This window comes from Thiomonas sp. X19, assembly GCF_900089495.1.
Lineage (GTDB): Bacteria > Pseudomonadota > Gammaproteobacteria > Burkholderiales > Burkholderiaceae_C > Thiomonas_A.
The window spans coordinates 3,298,515-3,320,127 of sequence record NZ_LT605203.1; the positions used below are offsets into that span (position 1 = coordinate 3,298,515).

Sequence of the window (21,613 nt, forward strand, 5' to 3'; positions counted from 1 at the left end):
TGGGGCAGTCTCAGCTTGCCTTGGGCCCGAAGATCTTTATAAAGACCGTGTGTCTCGCATCTTGCCACGATTTTGGCAGATCGCCATTGATCTCTAACGCATCGTAGAGATCTCGGATGATCGGTCCGTCGACCACTTTGGCTGACCGGAGCTTGTCCAGGAGTTCATAGCCATGCCAGACGGCGATGCCGAAGTCCTGGGCCAGCGCGTGCATCCCGAGATCATCGGTCACGACAATCGCCGGCTTGACCTGCCCCAGGGCGAGCAACCAACAATCAGTCGGCCCCGGAGGGGATCGGCCCCCAGAGGCGTACCTGTCGACATCAGCAAGAACCCAGCCATGCAGGACACTCTGTGCCGCCTGAATGCTTGCCTTCTCTTCGCTGGTTAACCGAACCTGCTTGGACAGGCGCTCGGCGGCGAAATTCGCCGCATCAAACCAGGGGTATTTGAATCTGAGCCGAGCACTTCGATGAACCTCGTCCTCAACGGATCTGTGAATTGTGAGGACATAGCCCTTTTGACCGAACTTGATGCCGACCGCTGGCCTGACACGCTTGGCCAGCCGAAGGTAGGCGTTCGTGTCGAGCAAGACCAGCGTCAACGGCTGAGATCTCCGTGGAGCGCCGCCGCATCTTGCATCGGGATGTCCATGATCTGCTGGATGTAGCCAGGCCCCGTCCCTTTGCTCTTGACCATGCGTCGCAACGATGGGAAGAACGCGCTGCGAAACACGTTTTGTGCGGCGGCCATGTAGGCAGCGGGCTCGGGCGGCGTGGGATCGAACAGGATCTCGCTGACCAGCTTTCCACGCTGGTTGTTGCGGATCGCGTGAATTTCGCTGTCCTTGCAACGCAGCAAGGCCAGTCCCTCCGCCTTGGCATAGTTGTTGATCTCGCAGAACACGCTGTAAAGCGAAATGCTGTGGGCGCTTGCTTCACGCTGCAACTCCCTGATTTCGCCCATCGCATCGCGCTGCCCGGCAGCTTGGTGATAAGCCGCCTTCGCCAAGGCTTTAGGGAAAAGCAATGCTCCCGCGAATGCGTCCGCAAAGTCTTCGCCCTCATTCTGACCAGCCAAGTCCGGGGTATAGACATGCGCAAGCTCGTGGGCCATCCAGAACTTGAAGTCCTCCAACCTGGTGTCCAAATTGAGGAAGATGAACGTCACTTGATCTTGGGGAAGCAAGATGTGGAGCGCGTTCTTGTGGTTTTTCTTTTCACCCCAGAGCACAGGCACAATGACAGCACCATTGCATCCAAACTCACCAATGAGGTGCTCATAGGATAAGACCGCTTGGACCCCCAGTCCAATTCGAGCGCGTACCTCTGCCACGACCACTTGCAACGCGTCGTACTGTAACGATGGCGACGGAATTTGCGCCCTCAGTGATCGCGGTTCAGGTAAAAATTGCACCAGCGGCTTGAGCAGCGTCCCCATGGCCATCGCTTTGAGGGCGTGCGCGTCTGTCGTTTTTGCGCCGCCCTTCTTCCGAAAAGCAATGACCGGTTGATCCTTCGACGGTGTGATCACCAGATCGGTAAAGCTCAGCCTCAGGGTCGTCGCAAGCTTGAGCAGCTTGTCGGGGCGAGGAAAGTCTGCGCCTTTGATCCAATTCGTCACCGCTTGCGCCGACAAGCCCATCTCGGCGGCAAGATCCTTTTGGCTCCAGCCGCGATCTTGAAGCGCTTGCTGGAGATTCTGGCTGTGGATCCTTTTTTGCATAGCAAAAGGATTATCGAGGATCCGCCGTAAAAATCAAGTTTAATCAAGTTCAGTGTGGTTTTTCGTCTTTAGGCGGGCTTTGCGCCACTCAGCCAAGGCGCACATCAAGCCACACCTTTCTTGCCCGTGCCTTTGTGCCGCGCGTCAGCGCGGGTGCCTTGTTTTCCGCGCCACCCATCACGCTTTGCGCCCCCAGCGCATAAGCACCTGTCAACCCTCTTCGACAGGTGAACCCATGAAACTCAACCGCTCCGCGCGCTGGCTGCTGCCGCTCCTGCTCGCCCTGGCCTGCGCGCCCGCCGACGCCGGCAACGGTGTGCTCGACCAGATCCAGAGCACGTTCCAGACCGCTTCGACCGGATGGATGACGTCCGCCCTGGGCCTGGCCCGGCCCCTGTTCTTCGGCCTGGCCGCCATCGAGTTCTCCTGGGCGGCGATCAACTACACGCTGCGCAAGAATGATCTGGGCGAGTTGTTGACCTCCATGACCCTCAAGATTCTCGGCATCGCCTTCTTCGCCATGCTGCTGACCGAGGCGCCGACCTGGATTCCGCCGATCATCAACAGCTTCACGCAAGCCGGCCAGACGGTGGGCGGCGGCGGACCGACCTCGATCTCATCCGCGATCGGCCCCTCAGAAATCCTCAATGAGGGCATCAATACAGCGGGCAACGTGGTCTCCACAGCCGACGGCATCAATAACGGCCAGACGGCTGCTGGCGTCAGCCTCCTTTCCCCCGGCAAATCCATCGCCGCGCTCGGCTCCAACCTGCTGTCGGCCATCTTCATCGGCTTGACCGGCCTGATGATCCTGCTCGGTTACCTCGCCATCGCCATGCAGCTTCTCATCACCACGATCGAAAGCTACATCGTCATCGGCGCCGGCGCCTTGATGCTGGGCTTCGCCGGGAGCCGCTGGACGCTGCCGTTCGCCGAGAAGTATTTCGGCTATGCGGTGAGCGTCGGCATCAAGCTGTTCACCATCTACGTCGTCGCCGGATTCGGCGGGCAGCTTGCCAACATCATCATCGCCCACTGGGCAACCGTCGCCGCCGCGGCGCCGCCGAACAACGTGGTCGGCCCTGTCGATTTCATGACGGCGGGCGTCACCGCCCTGGCCTACGGCGCGGTCGGCTACATGGTTCCGGGCATCGCCGGATCGATGATGAACGGCTCGCCGAGCATGAGCCTGTCGAACGCCGGCGCTGCCGCTGGCGGCATGGCCGCGGCTCCGCTCGCGGCAGGTCTGGCGGGTGGCGCTGCGCTCTCCAGGGTTGCTGCCCTGGCGACTGCGCCGTTCGGCAGCGGTGGGTCTGCTCCCAAGGGCGGCATCGGCGGCAGCTCCCTGCTGCCGGGCGGCCCGGTGGGTGGCGTGTCGGGCACCTCACGGCTGGAATCCCTGGCGGCCGGGGCGGGCAAGGCTGCTGGCGCTGGCATCCAGAGCGCATCGTCAGCGCTGGGTGCGATCCCGGGCGCCGGCCCTGTGTCGGCCGGAGCGGGTGCTGCTGGCAAGGCGCCCAGTGCCGGGGCTGATGCTTCCGGCTCTGCCGCCACTGCCGCGCGCTTCAAGCCGGATGGCCCTGCGGCCAACACGGGGGCCACGACCGGAACGGGTGATGCCGTGAAGTCCGGCGCCGAACTCGGCAAGGCGGCGGCGCCAACGACGCAGGAAGCCGGGTTGTCCTCCGCGCCGACCACGGCCAGCACGCCAGGTGGCAATGGCTTCGCCTCCGCCCCTGGGGGTGAAGGCGGGGCTTCGGCCGCGTCGGGCGCCGAGCAAGCGACGGCGCAGCGCCAGTTCGAGCAAGACAACAAACCCAAGGACAAGGGACCGAGCCTGAGCGACCGGCTGCATGACGGCGCCGCGACCTTGCAGCACGAATCCGACAAGCGCAAGCCTGGGCTGTCGCACGACGGTCAGAGCGGTGGCGTGAGCATCCGGATGCATCACATCGATTGATTCGGCCCAGCGCTTTCCAACCCTCCAACCCGGCCACGGCGACGTGAGCCGGGTTTTTTCATGGTTTGCGGCAACCCGCAATAAGCATCCAAGGCCATCGCCCTGTGGGGCGGGTCGCCACCGAACCTTGGAGTCTTGACATGCGCAACATCATTCTCGTCGCGGCAATCGCTGCGGCGCTCAACACCAGCCCGGCCTGGGCCATCACCGGTGCCGGCACTGCGTCCACGTCGTTCGTCGGGGCCTCAACCGGCGCCCCGAGCGGGTCGAAAGCCATCCAGGTGTCGCCATCCTCGGCCACGCCATCGGGCCTGGGTTCGTCCACATCGACCTCGGCACCGTTCATCCCGTCCGCGACCAACCAGCCGGGGCCGACCAACCCCATCCCTGGCAATAACAGCTACCTGGGCTATGGCGCGAATGCGAGCGGCGCGGACGGATCCGGCGCCATCGGCGCCAACAACACCGCGATCGGTGCCAACGCCACCACGTTCGACCCCAATGCGACAACGCCCGGCAGCGACAACACCGCGCTGGGCAGCGGGGCAACCGCCATCGACGGCCAGGAGTCCGCCACCGGGGGGACGCTGGCGGCGGGATCGAACGCTGACGCCCAAGGCGTGGGAGCAACGGCCGTCGGACCGGCGGCGTCGGCGTCCGGCCCCAGCGCCTCGGCATTCGGGGTGAGCGCAGCGGCGGCCGGCAGCCTGTCGACAGCCGTCGGCGCAAACGCTTCGGCGGGTCCCAACGCGACGGCGATTGGAGCGGGGTCGCAGGCGTCCGGCTTTTCCAGCCTGGCGGTCAACGGCGGCGTCGCAAGCGGCCCCGGGTCGGTCGCGATCTATGGCACTGCGAGTGGGGCGTCCAGCATGGCCCTGGGCGGCTCCGCATCGTCGACCCAGGCGCTTGCGCTTGGTTTGGGCGCCGTGGCCAACGGCGCGGGCGGCATCGCGATTGGCGGCCTTGGCGGCCCGAACACGAACACCCAGGCGGGGGCCGCAACAACAGCCGGGCAAGATGCGATTGCAATCGGCATCGATGCCGCTTCAACCACCAATTCCGTTGCGGTTGGGCAGGCGGCCTACGCCAGCGGCGGGGGGATGGGATCGGTCGCCATTGGCATGGGCTCGACCGCGAGCGGAAATCAGTCGGTTGCCCTCGGCGCCGGGAGCTATGACGATGGACGGTCTTCCGTCGTCAGCATCGGCTCGGGGAGCGGCGCCGGACAGACGCGGGGCATCATCTTCCTGACGGCCGGGACGGTCTCGGCCAGCAGCACCGATGCGATCAATGGCTCGCAACTGTATGGCTTGGCCCTGAGCACGGCGTCCGCCCTGGGTGGCGGCGCAGCGGTGAGTGGCAACGGCGTTTCCGCGCCGAGCTATACCGTGAAAGGCACCAGCTACAACAACGTCGGTGCGGCCATCAACGCGCTCAATGCCGGGCTGGGGTCTTCGGGCCCGGCCGCGCCCGCGGCGGTGCAGTATCTGGATCAATATGGGGCGACGACGTCATCCGTGACCGACGCGGCGGCGCTGGTCGGCACTGGCGGCACCGGTACGCCCGTCACCCTCTCGAACGTCGGCGCGGGCGTCCAGGCCACCGATGCTGTCAACGTGAGCCAGCTTGCTGGCTTGATGACCAACGGTGGGGGCAGCAATCCGATGTTCATCATGGGGGGCAATCCGGGCAGCATTTCGGGGGGTTCTCCTGTCGTGATCTCAAACGTCGCCCCAGGCGCCGTCGCCGCAGGCAGCACGCAGGCGGTCAACGGCGGGCAGTTGTACGCCGCCGAGCAGGCCGTGCAGAGCCAAATCAGCAGCATCCAGTCAACACCTGGACCCGCCGGTGCACAAGGCAGCACGACCAACGTCAGCAACACCAACGGCATCTGCGTCACCACCAACGGCTCCAACGTGGTGTGCGGCAATGGCGCGACGGCCAACGGCACCAACGCCATCGCACAAGGCACCAACGCCACGGCGACCGGCACCAACGCCCAGGCTCAGGGCCAGCATGCGGCCTCCAGCGGCACGAACGCGGTGGCCATCGGCCAGGGCGCGAGCGCCACCGGGGCGAACACCATTGCCTACGGCACCAACTCGGTTGCCAGTTACGCGGGCTCAGTCGCGATCGGCAATGGCGCCAAGGCCATCGCCGACCCGACCACGGCAGTGGGCAACAACGCTGTTGCAGCAGCAAACAACAGCGTGGCGCTCGGTGCCAACGCCACGGCCAACGGCACGAACTCGGTGGCCGTCGGCCAGGGGTCGGTGGCCAACCGTGCCAACTCGGTGTCGGTCGGCAACGCCGCAACCGGGCAGCAGCGCCAGATCACCAACGTCGCCCCAGGCACCTCTGGCACCGATGCGGTCAACGTCAACCAGTTGAACTCGGCGCTCTCCGGGATGCAGCAGAACCTGCAGCAGCAGATCAACGGCATGGGCGCGATGGGGATGGCGGCGGCGCAGATTGCGGGCCCTGCCCTGTCGGGCAAGACCGCGGCGGGCGTCGGCATCGCCACGGTGGGCGGTCAGCAAGCCCTGGCCATCGGCATCAGCCACGTCCCCGAGCACCATCCCGACATGCTGGTCCGGTTCAGCGCCGCGTTCAGCACGGCGGGGCAGACGGCGGCGGCCGGTGGTGTGAGCTGGCAGTTCTGATTTGCGGCCCCTACGCGTAACCAGGCAAGCCCGGCGGTGCTGGGTTTGCAATCAACCAGGAAACATCATGGACGCCAAAAGCAAACTTTATCGCAACGCTGTGTTGCTCAAGACCAAGAAGAAGTCAGGCCCGATGCCGGAGCTTGCCCCACGCCGCGACCCGCTGATCTGGGCGCTATTTGGCCCGAACTACAAGCCCACGGGAGCGAAATCATGAGCCGGGAAGTGAATGTCGATGCCTGCTTGCAGGCGCTGTCGGGCTGGAGCCTGGCCGATCTTTGGATGGGCCTGGCGCAAGCCGAACTTTGGGAACTCGGCGCGATGCTCGCCGACCACGCCGACGGCGTGCCGACGCTGGCGCACCAGTACCCGGAAGCCGCGCAAAGGCTCGGCTTCTGGGCCGAAAACTGCGGCCTGGACCCGGGCACCGGGGAGCGGGCGGTGATTGATGTGGACGATTAAAGGATGTTGGCCATGGGGCTAACCACACAACAAGGAAACATCATGGACAACATCACGGCCCGCATCGTCGCCGCCATGCTCAGCATCGCAGCGTTTGGCGGCATCGGCACCGCGGCCTACACCAGCCTGCAGACGTCCGCCAAGGCCACGGCCATCCAGACGAAATTTCTGGCAACCATGCCCAAGCTGCCGGCTTCGCTGCCCCCTGCAGCAGCGTCGGGGGCCAAACCATGAGCATCGAAAACCAAACCATCATGCAGCTTGCCATCGTTGCGCGCAGCGAGGGGCCGCGCGGCATGCGTAAGCACGCAGACTTGATGCCCGATGCATTCGGCCGGATGGGTCTGCGCCTGCTCAGCAGCGGCGCCGATCCCGACGACATCCGCGCCTTGTTGGGGCTAAGCGCCGCGCGGGATGCGAGGCTCAAAGAGATCGTGGCTGAGGGGCTGGCAGGCATCGCCGACGCCGAAAACCCGCAGAGGCTCGAAACACGGCTGCAGCGGATTGCCAATGGCTTTTGAGCGCCCCAGGGGCGGCCCGGCGTTTCCTTGAGGGACGCGCGGCCGCATCATTTGCGGCACTTGAGCATATCCCTGGTGACACAACTCACCGGGGATTTCGATGTCCGCTTTCCAACACGCGGTTTTGTCCAACCTTGAGGCACAAGGCTGGAAGATCGGCAAGTCGCACCAGGCCCGCGAAGGCACCATGCACCGGGCGAACGATGGCGGCGGATCGACCGAGGCGCAGGCCATTCTGATCAAAGACAGCGGCATCGCCGTCATCACCTCGCACCGTGGCAGTCTCGATCTGCCGAAGCCCTGGCGCGAAGGGCGCGAGGCCAGCGACGGGTCTCCGACCCGCTACATCACCGCGCGCGATCTTGGGATCGAGGTCGCGGCAGATCCCCGTTGCCCACCCGCGCCGCCGGCAAGACGGGCTGCCGACCAGGCACACGTCGCGGTTGCAGCCCATGATCCCCTGGATGCGGACTGCGTGGCGGGTGTGCTGGCGGCGTGGTACGCCGGCCCCGTCCCGCGCGATGATCATCCGCAGCTTGTCAAGGGCGGCGCCTGGGTGCATCCCAGCGGTCTGCGCGAGTTCCCGGTGGACCACAAAAACGCTGGCGACCTGCTGGCCCCACTGTTCCGCCCCGTCTCACCCACTTCCCGCTCCGTCGAGCTGTGCGGCGGCCAGCAACTGCTGCGCAACACCGAAGCCACGCCGGACAAGTACGTCCTCGCCGGCAGCAAGATGTCCGGGGCGTTCGTGCCGCTGCCGCTGCCGACGCGCGATGCGATGTTCACGCCCCCAGGGTGCAAGCCAGACTTGCGCGCGGCGCTGAATATGGAGGGCCGGTCGAACCCTGGCTTGTTGGCGCAGCTTGCCCCGTCCTGCGATCTGGGAGCGTCCTGGCTGCGGCCCGGCGCCCGCATCGTCGTTGTTGAAGGCGTGCGCACGGGGCAGGCCATCCGAACGGCAACCGCTGGCTGGGGATCGCCAGCGGGAAGCGTGAAGGACACGGTCGTGCTCGCGGCACTGTCGGCCAACAACCTGCCAGCGGTGGCGCGCTGGCTCAAGGCGTCCGGCTTGGCGGCAAAGCATGAGATCGTCTTCGCGGCCGACAACGACCTGCAGAAGTCCGATTTTGTTGGTATTCGCAAGGCCGTCGAGGCAGCGCAAATCTGCGGCGGCAAGGTGGCGCTGGTGGACAACCACAAGCCCGGGTTCGACGCCCACGACATCCTCAAGGAGCGCAAGCACGACCTGCGGGCGGGGCTGGCTGCCGTCCGGGAGTTCATCGACACCGCGCGTTCGCCGCAGCAAGTGCGCGCCGATCAGGCCGATGCGTTCGCGTCGCCAGTGCCAAGTCAAGACCCAGGCAGGGGCAAGGACATCGGCCGTGGTGGCGATGCGGGAGTGTCGCGTTGAATCCCTCTCTGACCCTGGTCCTGCCCCTGTCGCTCATCGTGCTGAGCCGCCTGCGCCGGCGCGACATCGACCGGGCGATGGCCGCCGCGCTGGCGTTCACCGCGGGCGGCAACATGCTGCTGATCGGCCTGCAGTGGCGTGCCGGGTTCCCGGGGCCGGTGCCCAACACCAGCGGCGTGCATATGTGCTGTCGGCCGTCCCGCTTCTGCCTTGCCTGGAGCTGTGGGCTGTCTCGTGCGGCAGGGAGCCTGGCGGCGCCTGGTCAACGCGCCCCTGGATGCTGGCGGCCCTGGCGTTCGCGTCGATCCTGCCGTTCGACGCGGCGGGGTCGGCCCTGATGGCGATCGACAACTTCGGCGATTCACCGCTGCACGGCCTGACCTATGTCGGTGGCGCGCGCTGGGCCGACAGCCTGATCTGGACGCCGGCCTTCACCGTCGGTTCCGCGCTGCTGTGCCGCTTCGCGATGCGTGTGCTGCGCGACAGGCGACACGGTTTGCCGTGTCCACGGCATATCCACCCTGAGCCGCGAATGCGGACGATCACCGGAGACCCCCATGACCTACATCAATGCTGATTTTGATGCTCTCTACGACACGCTCAACCACAAGGAATTTGACAAGCAACTGCACTACGTGGTTGCCGGCGGACGCGCCACGTTCGCGATCCCCGTTCTGCATCGGGTGATCGGCACGGATGATCTGGTTCTCTGCGGCGCGCAAAAGGTCGAAATCAACCCCGATCACGATCATTGTCATGTGTACCCCGGTTCACGGATGTCGAACGCGTTCGGCCTGATCGCGTCCGGCGGCCTGGCTGTCACCATCCGGCAGAAGATTCTTGCCGGCGAAGAGATCCCGCCGGAAGACGTGCGCAACCTGGTCGACGCTAAATCGCCGCGCCTGGTGATCGCGCATTCCGCGGCATCAGCCCTGGCGATCCATCACGCCACCGGCGAGCCGGTACTGTGCGCGATCACCCCAGACAACATGTTCCCGGCTGCGGCCTATGCCAGAAGCGTGCTGGGCAGCAAGGCCGCCATCGTCCTGTTTTCCGACAACACCCCCGCGTCGCGCAATGCTGCGCTGTTTTCGGCCCGCGCCGTCAGCGGCAAGGTGACCGGCATGGACCCGACGGCGCCGCAAATCAACCTGATGCATGGGCTTATCGACGCAATACAAGCAGCAGACGAGCGAGGCCGAGCGCGGCCAACGCCAGATCCGCAGGCCGCGGAACGCGCAAGGTACGACTTCATCATGCACAGCATTCTCGATCCGCTGAAGGCTGCGCAATGCGTCACACCAATGCAAAAAGTTTCTCGTGGCCGCATCGATTTTCGTCAAGCGCAGGTGCGCTTCGGCGGAAACGACATCGAGCGCTGAAGCCCATAGACCACCCCCCATCAACTGGAGCCAACCATGGATCAGAAGCGCATTGTCGAACAACTCAAATCCTTCAACGCTCGCGACTTCAACGTGGCGATGACGGCCGCGCTCGCGCAGCAGCCCGCGCAGTTCTCCTTCCCCGTCATCGCGCCGTCCGTGGATGGCGCCCGGTATGACCTGGTCGCGGTGCAGGATCTGCGCCTGCAGCAGGGACCGCATCGCGGGACCTTGCAAACGACAGCGCTGGGATTCGTCCCGGCGGGGGCGTTCGCCGTCGCGGGCCATTTCCCGGCGCTGTACAACCGTCTCGGCACGAAGGGCCATGTCGCGCAAACCGCGCTGCGGCTCAGCGACATCCTGGACCGCATGGTGGTCACCCACAGCGCCGCGTCCGCGCTGGCGGTCAACACCCTGGGAAGCGGCATCGCGATCGCCGCGCTCGACCACCTCAACATCCGGCCGGTTGCCCAATGGGCACTGTCACAAGGCAAGGAGGTCGTCATCCTGCCGGACAACAGCGATCTGTCGCGCGCTGCGGCCCGTGACGCCGCCCGCACCCTGGGTGAGCGCGTCAAGGTCGCGTCGCCGCCGTACCAGCCGGGCCAAACCAACATCCTGAACGCCTTGATCGACGCCCACGCTCATGCGCGCGGCCTCTACCCGTCGAGCGATGAGGTTGTCTTCTCGCCCATTGCGGATGCCAAACCATGGACGCCAGGCATGAAAAGCATGACGCCCGCCCGCCAACTTGCCGCCGGCATCGAACGCTGAACCCCGGAGACCACCATGTTCAAAAACCCCGCATTCGAAGCCGACTTCGGCAGGCAAAGCCCCGAGTCCACCCGCCAGGCGATGGCCGCCGCCATGCGCGGTCAGCCGGCGCAATTCGTCGTGCCGATGTTTCGCATCAAGGGCGACACCATGCGCCTGGACGGTGCGCAGAAGGTCGAGGTCAACCCCGACAAGGCCGCGGTCTATCCCGGCTCGCAATTCGGCTCTGGATCGTTCTCCATCATCCCGGTGACCGAGGCCATGCGCTTCAAGATGATGATGGGTGAGCCGATGACGGCCAGGGACGCGCCCGATCCCGCCGAATTCGGTGGCCAGGTGGTGGTGACGCACTCCGTCGCCTCGGCCCTGGCGATCTACCACGCCACCGGCGAGCGCGCCATCGTCATGCCGGCCTTCACCCCGGAGAACATGAAGGCCGTGGCCGAGTTCGCCAAGAACACGCTCAAGGCCAAGGACATCGTGGTCGTGCCCGACAACTCGCACGCCTCCAGGCTCGCGGCGCGCGAGGCGGCCAAGGCCGTGGATGGCAAGGTGGCGCAGATCGACTATGGCCCGGAGCAGAAGAACCTGCTGGGGGTGATGGCCGAAGCCCGCAAATGGGGCGACAAGCTGTTCCCCGCGCCGGAGAACATGCTGGACGAAGCCAAGCGCGATCGGTCGGTCCAGGGCGCTGCCAAGCGCACCATCCGCGACCCCGTGCTGAACGCGGCGAAGTGGGACAAGGTGCCGATCCCGACGGTGACGCTCACAACCGTGACCCTCAGCAACGGCCGCCCGGTGGTCGCGCAGCGCCAGCCCGAGGCGGAAGTGGGGCGGTAGCGGTTTGCCGTGTCCACACCATAAGCCCATCACCCGCACATGTCGGAAACCGGAGAACCCCATGAACGCACTCGACACCCTCGACAACCTGGTTGACCAGGCCAAAGCCGACGCCGAACCGAAACCCGAAGCGCAGGAAGTTCCTGCCGCCACGTTTTCCATTGCCCCTGATCTTGTGGCCGCAACACCCATGCCGGCGGCTGCCGACCCCGACCTGTCGGTGGAGCAACACAAGCGCCTTGATCTGCTGCACGAGTACGAGGAACTGAGCGCCCCGGCGCGCACCGAGCGCAACGCCGCCATTGATGGGTTCGATGCCGACTGGCGCGAACGCTGGATGAAGCTGCAAGGCGACGTCGAGGATGCCCGCGCCAAGCGGGCTGAATCCCTGACCGCCGAGGGCGTGGCTGCGCATCTGCATGACAGTGTCCTGGCGAAAGAAACCGCCGCGCTGGTGGAAGACTTCGAGGCGCGCAAGGATGCCGCAGCGCGCGACATGGACAAGACCATGCCGCGCCCGGCCCGCTGGGTCGATTTCCTGGGCGAGAAGGCGCAGGACAACCCTGGCGACCCGGTTCTGGAGTCCTTGCTGGAAGAAGCCAGGAAAGCGCCTGATCCCGGCATCGAAGGCTTCGGCGGTGTGCCACCCAAGGCCGTAACCCTGGCCGACCTGGTGCACAGCATCGACCAGGACGGCCAGATTCATTACAAGCGCGGCCTGCGCACCGTGATCCATGATCGCGGCTCCCGCCTGGACGTGCAGCGCAACGATGATCGCGACATCGGGGCGGCGCTGAAGATTTCGGCACAGAAGTTCGATCTGAAAAAAGGTTTGATGCTCACCGGCGACTTGGCGTTCAAGGTCAAGGCCGCCGAGATCGCAGGCCGTCTGGGTTACCCGCTGCAGAACAGCGAACCCGAAGTGCTGATGGCCTGGAAGAAAGGCCGCGACCTGAACCCACAGCTCAAGCGCGCGGTCGTGCCCAGTGTCGAGCGCGGCATCACCGGCGATCTGGCGGTGGCCCGTCCGATTGCCGAGCGCACCGGCCCGGTGCAACTGCGCGCCGATCCGCTCACCATCGAGCAGGCCGACAAGCTGGGGGTGACCCCCAACGGCGACGGCGTGGTGGTGATGCCTGCCGAGCGGGTGCTGGCTGCCGGGGCCGCGTTCCGCGAAACCCAGAATGCCGCGCTGCGCGTGCTGGCGCAAGCTGACCTGCGCAAGCCGGACGGCGGGGTCGACCTGGGCAAGCTCAAGGAATTGGCGCCCAACCTCACCCGCGATGGCGCACTCACTGAACTGGCGCGGGACGTGGTGATCGTGCGCGACGACCGCGTGATCCGCACCCGCGAAGCGCTCGGTCCTGAGCTAGCGCCGGTGATCGGCGTGGCCTACAGGACCGCAGGCGAACGCGCCCGTGAAAACGAAGAGGTCGCCGCCAGCATCGCCAGGGCGCACGAGGCCGAACGCGCGCAGGGGCAGGCTGCCGAACAGGATGCCGACGCCAAGAGCCTGCGGGTGCGCAACGTCGATGAAGAGCTGGAGGCTGTCGCCGCCAAGAAGGAAGGCCGCGAGGTCAAGGACGAGAAGCGCGAGATCAAGTCGGAAGAGGTCGCACTTCCCGGCCCCGCCGTCTTCCGCTCCGGGCGCACCGGCAAGACGATGGACATGGGCCAGGGTATCGGACTCTGATCGCCATGCGCGAACGGACGCAAGCGCAGCGCGAGGCGCTGGTGCGCCAGTCGCTCGTCCAGGATGACCGGCTCGTTCGGCTGCTGGCCGAGTGGGTCGGCCGCAACCTGTCGGGCTACGACTGGCAGGACAGCATCCCCTGGCGCATCGAGCGCGAGATCAGCGTGTTCATCCAGCGCGTCAATCGCTTTGTGAAACAGGAGCAAATGATGAAACCCGTAACCCTTGAAATCCCCGCGCGTGATGCGCAACGTCTGGGTGCCGTCGTCGATCACGACCTGGCGCCCGTGAACGAACAGGACGAGGCGCAAGGCGGTGAACGAACGCACGACCAAGCGCTGCTGGACGCCCTGGATCTGGGCATCGAGCCTGTCGGCCTGGGGGTGTGACATGAACATCCCCATCGAGGAACTGAACCCCGACCTGCGCCTGGGCGTGCAGGCCTATGCGTTTCTGGTCGCCGACAAGGGGCCTGGAACCTACACCTTCCCCCAGTTCGCCGACATCATCGGCGAGCGCTATCGATCCGCGAACGCACGGGTCATCGCTGCGGCGTTCCGGGAGTTGCCGGACGGCAGCGTCACGTTCGGCGCGGACGGCGCGGTGTCGGTTGATCTGCCGAGCCCGCAGCCTGCGTATTTTCCGCGTCCCGATGTTGCACGCAGGACGGATGACGACGCCGGTGTCAACCTGGTGGACCTTGCCGGTGGCGTGGTTCAGCCCGAGCCGGTCATCCATCTGGAGAACCCAACAGCAGGGGCAAAAGAAGGGATTGAACCAGGGCAAGCCCCGGCACGTGACTTCCGCCAGGAGTTCACCGACAAGGTGATTGTGGCGATCGAATCCGGCCAATCATTGCCGTGGAACAAGCCCTGGCACACGTTGCAAGGCTTGCCGCGCAACGCGGTGTCGGGCAAGCATTACCAGGGCGGCAATCGCGTGATCCTGGGCCTGGTGATGCTGGAGAAGGGCTACGCCGATCCACGCTGGGTGACGGTTAAGCAGTCCAACGATCTCGGCGGCCACGTGCGCAAGGGCGAGAAAGGCGTCATGATCGAGCGCTGGGACAGCAAGCCGTTCTGGCAGCGGCGCGATGTGGAGCTTGTTCACCAGGGGCGCATCGTTGGTGTCGATCGCAAGCGCGGCGTCGATGCGGCCGGCGTGCATCTGGTCGGCGGCGCCGTTGTTCCGCCTGCGTCTTTCACGGTCAAGCATGACAGCAAGGATTACTCCTGGAAGCAGGCCGAGCGCGCGCTGGATCTGCTGGTGGGGCGCAACTACGTCGTCTTCAATGCCGAGCAGTGCGACAAGCTGAAGCTGGAGCCGCTGGCGCCGCGCCAGAACATTCCTGTGCTGGAACGTGGCGAGCAGTTGATGACGGCGATGCAGGAAGACGGCGTGCGCTTCGTGCATCAGGGATCGCGGGCGTACTACTCCCCGGCCGGAGACCTGATCGCCCTGCCTCCGCACGACACGTTCAAGAGTGTCGAGGGCTACTACGGCACCGCCCTGCATGAGATGGGCCACGCCACCGGCGCCGAGAAGCGCCTGAACCGCGAGGGCATCACCGGCGGCCACCGCTTCGGCTCCGAGGGCTATGCCCGCGAAGAGCTGCGGGCCGAACTGTTCTCGGCCTTCATGGCGGCCGAGACCGGCATCCCGCACGACGATGACCAGCACACGGCGTATCTGCAGTCGTGGGCCAAGGCATTGAAGCAGGACAAGAACGAGATGTTCCGGGCGGCGTCCGAGGCGGGCAAGGCGGTGGACTATGTGCTGGGCCAGGAACAGGACTTGTTGCAGAAGATCGATCGCATTGATGGTCAGCTTGTCGGCCAGCTTGTCGGGCCGGAGGTTATTGACTTGTCGCAAGAACCTCATGCGTTGACCTTTGCGGAGTTCGCTGGCATCGCGCATGCTGAAAAGCTGGGACCGAGCCATGGGCGGCAATGGGAAGTGTTCATGGGCAAGGAGTCGCTGGGCTTTGCCGATGGGCCGACGATCGATGGCGCATTGCGCCAGGTGCATGCGCGCGAGGTGAACAATGCCCTGTACGGCAATCAGCCTGAATCGCCTGAATTCCTGCGCAAATCCATGCCGCCTGCGCAAGTGCTGGCGGAGTATCCGGGGCTGCAAAAGCTGTGGGCGGGTGTGATCGATGCGCACCAGCCGGCGCACGAGGGCCAAGCCGCACTGGACGCCGCGATGGACAAGTTCCAGAGCGAGGTGCGGCGGGCGCATACCGCCGATCCACCAGCCGCTCAAGAGCTTGCCCCGCCCCAGAAAACCATGTTCTGGCGCAAGGTGAGCAACGTCGAAGACATCTGCGACGACGTGGTGAACCTGCCGGGTGCCGGGACGCAAGGGTCGGATGCGGTGAAGGTGGTTGACACCAAGGCTCTCTCCGCGGCGGAGTACGACGCGTTCACCGCGGATTTCTTCAAGTCACAGTCCTGGTTGGCTGGCAAGGGTGGCGTCGAGCGCCTGGACGACGGCAGCGACCAGCGCCATGTCGTCGAGGTCACCGCGCCGGATCGCCAGACCCTGCACATCGACCCCAGCGGCCACGACTATGCCCGCTATGTCGGCATGCCTGAAGCTGACGTGGAGCGGGTGCGCGCCGCCCGGTCGCTGGTGGTGAGCGCGGCTCCTGTGAAGAGGCCCGACCTTGCCAACATCCCCCAAGCCGAGCGCTACGAGGTGTTCGATGAGCACAGCGCGTCGTTGTACGCCGGGCCGAGCGCGGAGACGATGATCGGCGTGGCTGAGAAGTTGGGCTCGACCCAATTTCAGGCCGTGGCTGCCGATGGCCAGCACACCGAGATCGTCCGGGGCGAAGATGGCGCTTGGAGCGCCAGCGCGTCATCGGCGACTGCGCCGGGCCAGCAGCCCGCCACGAAGAAGCAGGAGCCGGAGGAGCGGGTTCCACGGGCTGGCGCCAGCAAGACCCGGGGGGTTGAGCGCTAAAGCTGGGGGATGTTTCGGCGGTTTCGGCGCGATCCCGTTTCCACGCCATCCCTCAACCCGCTGCGGCGGGTTTTTCGTGTCGGCGATCGCCAGCGATCCGGTTTGCCGTGTCCACACCATAACCGTGCAGGCAACGTCGCCCGTCCTTTCGAAAGGCATCCAATGAAGCACAACAAGCAGCAACAGGGTTTCACCCTGATCGAGTTGATGATCGTCGTGGCGATCATCGGCATCCTGGCGGCCATCGCCATTCCCATGTACGGCAATTACACCAGCCGCGCGCACGCGTCGGGCACCGTCTCCGAGATCGAAAGTCTCAAAACGGACGTTGCGCTGTGCGCGCAGACCACGGGCAACCTGGCGCAGTGTGTTCAGGGTGCCCACGGCATCCCTGCGGTCGTGACGCCCACGGCCAACGCCATCGGCGTGACGGTCGGCGCGGGCGGCAATGCTGGCGTCATCACCGGCACCAGCAGCGCCACTTCAAGCGCTGGCACGGCGCTGAAGTTCACCGACACCCCGACCATGGGCAGCACCGCCATGACCTGGGTGATGAGCGGCACGATCTGTGACGGCGGCACCCGCGGACTGGCCTCTGGCCAAGGCGACTGCCCGTAAGCCCTGAGTCTGCACCAGCCCGCCCGCGCGTGATGTGCCGGCGGGCTTTTTCAGGGTTTGCGGGTCCCGGCGATCAGGCCCATCAATCGGAGCCATTCTGTCTCATCGCGCGGCTTCCTCCCTGCGCCAGACCGCGCTGCCGGTGAGCTTGCCGGCGTTTTCATCGCTTTGGTAGCGCCAGGCGCTAGGCCGTAGCGGTCCTCGACCCGAAGCAAGTTCACAGCGCCGCGTGCGGGCTTCCTCCATTTGCGGATGCTTGCAATAACCCTCTATCGGAACTTCTTGATGGAGAGGCGGCATGGACAAGCAGATCGATCAGCAAACGGCGTTACCCCAAACCAGCCGCGCCCTCAAGCGCAATGCCGCGACGTCCAGCGTGATCGCCGCCCTGGGGCGCGACAAACTGCGTGCAACAGACGAGCAAGCGCATGCCGTCGCAGCGTTCAACGCCAGCGGCAGTCTCAAGATCATCGCCGGCGCGGGCACGGGCAAGACCTCGACCCTCAAGCTGATCGGCGAATCCACCTCCAGGCGTGGCCTCTACATCGCCTTCAACACCGCCATGGCCGATGACGCCAAGCGCCGCATGCCGCCGAACGTTTCCGCCTCGACCGCGCACTCCCTGGCGTTCCGGCATGTTGACCCCGGGTTCCGCACCAAGATCGGCTCGCGCCTGCCCGCCGGAATGGCCGCCGAGGCTGGCGGCATCCGCTCCATGATCGATTTGCCCGGCAAGAACAAGGACGGTGACAGGCTGGTCATTTCACAGGCGACGGCGGGCTACTTCATGCTGGACTGGGTGCGCCGGCATTGCATGAGCGCGGAGGCCGAGATCAGCAAGGACAACGCGCCGGCTGGCCGCATGCTGGCCATCATGGGCATCGAGCGCGAGGCCGCGACGCCGCAAGACTGGAGTGCGGCGCGGGAGATCGCGGGCACGCTGCTGCCCGCGACGCACAGGCTATGGGAGCGCATGCGCAATCCGCGCGATGCGTTCCCCGCGCAGCACGACACCTATCTCAAGGTGTGGGCGCTGTCGAATCCGAAGATCGCCGCCGATTTCATCCTGTTCGACGAAGCCCAGGACGCGAATGCGCTGATGCTGCAGATCGTCGGCAACCAACCCGCGCAGAAGGTTTACGTCGGCGACCCGAACCAGCAGATTTATGCCTGGCGCGACGCCGTCAACGCCATGCAGAGCATCCAGACCGACCACGAGGCCAGGCTGACGGAGTCGTTCCGGTTTGGGCCTGAGATCGCCGAGTTCGCCAACCACGCGCTCGCACTCTGTGGCTCCGATCTGCGGCTCACCGGCAAGGCGCCGGCAGGCCGCGATTTCAGCCATGGCGGCAAGCCGCGGGTGGCAACGCTCTGCCGCACCAACGCTTCGGTCGTGCGTGAATTGATGCTGACCCCCGATCTGTCCAGGGCGCACGTCGCCGGCGGCGTCTCCCAGATCGTCGGGCTGCTGAATGGCATGCGGGAGTTGCGTGACAACGACCGCACGGGCAACCCCGAGTTGTGCCATTTCAAGGGGTGGCAGGAACTCGTCATGCATGCCGCATCGGAAGCCGATGACCTCGCGGCGTTGTTCAAGCTCACCGAAGACGGCGACCGCATCGAACCACTGGCCGCAATGCTGGAGAAAACGGCGCGGGTTGCCAAACCTGATTCGCATGTGATCTCCACCGCTCATAAGTGCAAGGGGCTGGAGTGGGCCGATGTGCGGCTGGCGGGCGACTTTCGCACGCCAGGCCACAAGCGCTGGTCCGTGGAAGAAGCCAACCTGCTCTACGTCGCGGGCACGCGCGGCATGCGGTCGCTGTCGCTGGATGGCGTTCTTGCTGACGGGTTGGGGTTGGGCGGCAAATCGAGCTACCGGGAAGCGGAAGCCGCGCCGCAGGCCGTCGAGCGCGAGCAGAAGCGCGAACCATCACGCCCACGCCGATCAGAAGAAGTCGGCGTTGGTTTTTGAAGGCGCTTAGTGGCCGGAGAGTTCATATCCAATATCAGGGGCAAAGAACATGAGCGCACACCAACCCGATCTGTACCACATCCCCCGCGCGCAGAAGGACATCACCCGCTTCGTCTGGACGGCCCTGGGCCTGTTCACCCTCATCGTGCTGGCGTCCCTATGGGCGGCGACCGAATACGCCGCCTGGGCGCTGCAATGGAGCCCGATGCTGGGCAAACCCATGCTTGCGCCTGCCGTGTATTTCCCGTTCGACATCCTGATCTGGACGTGGAAATTCAACTCGCTGGAGTACGGTCTGGCGGTGATGAAGGTGTTCGAGAACGCGCACCTGATCATGGGTGTGGGCGGTCTGCTGTCTTTGCTGATGCCGGTCGCTCTGGCGTTCCGGCGCACGCGCAAGGCGGCGGGCGAAAAGAACGATCTGCACGGCTCGGCGCATTGGGCGGAACCTGAAGAGGTCGAAGCCACGGGCCTGCTGCCCAGCGAGAAAAACGCGGGCGGCGTGTTCTTTGGCAACTACGACGAACAGTATCTGCGGCATGCCGGGCCGGAACACATCCTGGCCTTCGCTCCGACCCGCTCAGGCAAGGGCGTGGGCATCATCCTGCCCACCCTGCTGTCCTGGAAGCACTCGGTGCTGGTCAACGACATCAAAGGCGAGTGCTGGCACTTCACGGCGGGTTGGCGCAGCAAGGCCCTGGGCCAGCGCTGCATCAAGTTCGACCCCGCCAATCCAGGGTCGGCGCGGTTCAACCCGCTGGCCGAGATCCGGCTGGACGGCAATCTGATCAAGGATGTGCAGAACATCGCCACCATGATCGTCGACCCCGACGGCAAGGGGTTGAACGATCACTGGGCCAAGACCGGCTTCGATCTGATGACCGGGATCGTGCTGTTCGTGCTGCTGTATGACCCGATCCAGGACAAGTCGCTGGCGACGGTGCAGTCCATTTTGTCCGACGGCGGGCCGATCCGCGAGCTGGCCGAGCAACTGGCTGAAGCGGCGGAAGACCAGGATGGTGGCGGCAAGCGCATGGAGGGGCCTGCCGCGGTGATGACGGCGATCCGCGACACGGCGCACGCGATGCTGAATGACGGCCTGGCCGACGAGTTTTCCGCGCATGGCTGGCGGGCCGCGGCACAGGCGGCGCAGTCGTTTTTGAACAAGGCGGGGAATGAGGCGTCGGGCGTGCAGTCCACCGCGTTGTCCTTCCTGTCGCTGTACCGCGACCCGATCGTGGCGGAGAACACGCGGGTGTCGGACTTCACCCTGGAGTCGCTGATGCAGCAGCCGACCAGCCTGTACCTGGTGGTGTCGCCGTCAGACAAGGATCGGCTCAAGCCCTTGCTGCGCCTGATTCTGAACCAGACCGTGCGCCGGTTGACCGAGAGCATGGACTTCGACGCCGGCGGTGGCAAGTCGCGCTATCCGCACCGGCTGCTGCTGGCCATCGATGAGTTCCCCTCGCTGGGCAAGCTGGACGTGTTCCAGGAAGCTCTCGCGTTCATCGCGGGCTACGGCATGAAGGCGCTGCTGATCGTGCAGGACCTGAGCCAGTTGTATGCGGCCTACACCAAGGACGAATCCATCATCAGCAACTGCCACATCCGCATCGCCTACGCGCCCAACAAGCTCGAGACGGCGGAGTTGCTGTCGAAGATGGCGGGAACCGCCACGGTGGAGCACACCCAGCGGCAGTATTCGGGCAACCGCCTGGCCGTGGTGCTGCAGAACGTCAACACCAACGAGCAGATCGTGTCGCGTCCGCTGCTGACGGCGGACGAGTGCATGCGCCTGCCGCCCGAGGACGAACTGGTGTTCGTCGCCGGGCATGCGCCGATCTATGCCAAGAAGATCATCTATTACGAAGACCCGGAGTTCGCCGCGCGCTGCGCGATTGCGGCGCCGGTGGAGACGGGCAGGGGCAAGGATTGAAGGGGCGAAATGAACCTCAACATTCGCCGTCCCCACTGGAACCGCTTGCGCTGGCCGCTGATCGCCGGCGCGGTTGTGGCGTCCGCGATCGGCTCGGCTTGGGCCACGGGCTGGCGCGTCAACCTCACGCCGAGTGAGCCGGTTGGGGTCTACCGCATGACGCCGGTCGCTGCAGGCACCGTGATCCGGCGCGGCGATCTGATCTCCTTCTGCCCGCGCGTGAAGCTGGAGCCATTCATGGTTTCGGGTTCGTGTCCGAACGAGGGTGCGCCTTTTTTGAAGGAGGTGGTCGGCGTGCCGGGCGACGTGGTGGATGTGACGGCGGCAGGGGTGACGATCAACGGACGGATGTTGCCGATGAGTCGGCCGATTGCGCATCCGAAGGACTGGCCTGGCTTGATGCTGCCGGTGGATTTCGGCGTGACGAGGCTCAGGCCTGGGCAGTATTGGACGTATGGCTCAGGGTTGCCGAAAGATTCGTTTGACAGCAGGAATTGGGGGGTGGTGGAGCGTGCTGAAGTGCTTGCGGTGCAGCGCAGTCCTCGATGAAACATTACGCGTCCATCCCGAGGTCATCGAGGCGCAGCTTGCGCATTCCGTGCGTGCCCCCTGGGGCGGGCCTACAACCGCACCAAGCATCTTGAAGAGCACACATAGATGATGCGGGCGTGGAGCGACTGGTTGTG

General features: G+C 65.3%; 20 protein-coding genes. 18 read left to right on the forward strand and 2 right to left on the reverse strand.

What is annotated here, in order from left to right:
* Positions 1-10 precede the first annotated feature (10 nt).
* Both THIX_RS15895 and THIX_RS15900 read right to left on the reverse strand, forming a co-directional pair.
* Positions 11-604, reverse strand: coding sequence for a hypothetical protein (locus tag THIX_RS15895; RefSeq protein WP_112486962.1), 594 nt, complete (start codon positions 602-604; stop codon positions 11-13).
* Entirely contained in the window at positions 601-1,725 is a 1,125-nt protein-coding gene (locus tag THIX_RS15900; RefSeq protein WP_112486963.1) for an XRE family transcriptional regulator, read from the reverse strand. Before THIX_RS15900 ends, THIX_RS15895 begins: the two co-directional genes overlap by 4 nt.
* Before the next feature lie 235 nt (positions 1,726-1,960).
* Between THIX_RS15900 and trbL the strand changes: the two genes are divergently transcribed.
* The 18 genes from trbL to THIX_RS15985 all read left to right on the forward strand — a co-directional run bounded on the left by trbL (position 1,961) and on the right by THIX_RS15985 (position 21,476).
* On the forward strand, positions 1,961-3,685 hold the full coding sequence (trbL, locus tag THIX_RS15905; protein WP_112486964.1) for a P-type conjugative transfer protein TrbL: 1,725 nt from the start codon (positions 1,961-1,963) through the stop codon (positions 3,683-3,685).
* A 140-nt stretch (positions 3,686-3,825) separates the two neighbouring features.
* Complete coding sequence (locus THIX_RS15910; protein ID WP_112486965.1) at positions 3,826-6,348, forward strand: YadA family autotransporter adhesin; 2,523 nt, start codon at positions 3,826-3,828, stop codon at positions 6,346-6,348.
* A 67-nt stretch (positions 6,349-6,415) separates the two neighbouring features.
* Positions 6,416-6,565, forward strand: coding sequence for a hypothetical protein (locus THIX_RS23520; protein ID WP_158540857.1), 150 nt, complete (start codon positions 6,416-6,418; stop codon positions 6,563-6,565).
* A complete protein-coding gene (locus THIX_RS15915; protein ID WP_112486269.1) occupies positions 6,562-6,810 on the forward strand; it encodes a hypothetical protein in 249 nt (82 codons plus the stop codon). The genes THIX_RS23520 and THIX_RS15915 overlap by 4 nt, the downstream gene beginning before the upstream one ends.
* Before the next feature lie 42 nt (positions 6,811-6,852).
* Positions 6,853-7,044 carry a hypothetical protein gene (locus THIX_RS15920; RefSeq protein WP_146748513.1) on the forward strand — a complete coding sequence of 64 codons (192 nt, stop codon included), beginning with the start codon at positions 6,853-6,855 and terminating at the stop codon, positions 7,042-7,044.
* Positions 7,045-7,064: 20 nt separating this feature from the next.
* Entirely contained in the window at positions 7,065-7,331 is a 267-nt protein-coding gene (locus tag THIX_RS15925; RefSeq protein WP_146748514.1) for a hypothetical protein, read from the forward strand.
* A gap of 100 nt (positions 7,332-7,431) precedes the next feature.
* Complete coding sequence (locus THIX_RS15930) at positions 7,432-8,742, forward strand: hypothetical protein (RefSeq protein ID WP_112486966.1); 1,311 nt, start codon at positions 7,432-7,434, stop codon at positions 8,740-8,742.
* Between the two features lie 277 nt (positions 8,743-9,019).
* Positions 9,020-9,319: a hypothetical protein gene (locus THIX_RS15935; RefSeq protein WP_112486967.1), complete on the forward strand. Its 300-nt coding sequence runs from the start codon at positions 9,020-9,022 to the stop codon at positions 9,317-9,319.
* Positions 9,300-10,124 carry a hypothetical protein gene (locus THIX_RS15940; RefSeq protein WP_112486968.1) on the forward strand — a complete coding sequence of 275 codons (825 nt, stop codon included), beginning with the start codon at positions 9,300-9,302 and terminating at the stop codon, positions 10,122-10,124. Before THIX_RS15935 ends, THIX_RS15940 begins: the two co-directional genes overlap by 20 nt.
* Before the next feature lie 93 nt (positions 10,125-10,217).
* A complete protein-coding gene (locus THIX_RS15945) occupies positions 10,218-10,898 on the forward strand; it encodes a hypothetical protein (RefSeq protein ID WP_158540924.1) in 681 nt (226 codons plus the stop codon).
* A 15-nt stretch (positions 10,899-10,913) separates the two neighbouring features.
* Complete coding sequence (locus THIX_RS15950; RefSeq protein WP_112486970.1) at positions 10,914-11,738, forward strand: hypothetical protein; 825 nt, start codon at positions 10,914-10,916, stop codon at positions 11,736-11,738.
* A gap of 61 nt (positions 11,739-11,799) precedes the next feature.
* Positions 11,800-13,431, forward strand: a complete 1,632-nt coding sequence (locus THIX_RS15955) for an LPD7 domain-containing protein (RefSeq protein WP_112486275.1) — start codon at positions 11,800-11,802, stop codon at positions 13,429-13,431.
* Between the two features lie 5 nt (positions 13,432-13,436).
* Positions 13,437-13,820: a hypothetical protein gene (locus THIX_RS15960; RefSeq protein WP_112486276.1), complete on the forward strand. Its 384-nt coding sequence runs from the start codon at positions 13,437-13,439 to the stop codon at positions 13,818-13,820.
* Between the two features lies 1 nt (position 13,821).
* Positions 13,822-16,398 carry an ArdC family protein gene (locus tag THIX_RS15965; RefSeq protein WP_112486971.1) on the forward strand — a complete coding sequence of 859 codons (2,577 nt, stop codon included), beginning with the start codon at positions 13,822-13,824 and terminating at the stop codon, positions 16,396-16,398.
* A 162-nt stretch (positions 16,399-16,560) separates the two neighbouring features.
* On the forward strand, positions 16,561-17,016 hold the full coding sequence (locus THIX_RS15970) for a prepilin-type N-terminal cleavage/methylation domain-containing protein (protein WP_112486972.1): 456 nt from the start codon (positions 16,561-16,563) through the stop codon (positions 17,014-17,016).
* Positions 17,017-17,314: 298 nt separating this feature from the next.
* The gene (locus THIX_RS15975) at positions 17,315-18,991 is read left to right on the forward strand and encodes a UvrD-helicase domain-containing protein (protein WP_112486973.1); all 1,677 of its coding nucleotides are present in this window, start codon (positions 17,315-17,317) and stop codon (positions 18,989-18,991) included.
* Positions 18,992-19,040: 49 nt separating this feature from the next.
* Positions 19,041-20,927: a type IV secretory system conjugative DNA transfer family protein gene (locus THIX_RS15980; protein ID WP_112486974.1), complete on the forward strand. Its 1,887-nt coding sequence runs from the start codon at positions 19,041-19,043 to the stop codon at positions 20,925-20,927.
* A 9-nt stretch (positions 20,928-20,936) separates the two neighbouring features.
* Positions 20,937-21,476 carry a S26 family signal peptidase gene (locus THIX_RS15985; RefSeq protein WP_112486975.1) on the forward strand — a complete coding sequence of 180 codons (540 nt, stop codon included), beginning with the start codon at positions 20,937-20,939 and terminating at the stop codon, positions 21,474-21,476.
* Positions 21,477-21,613: the final 137 nt, after the last annotated feature.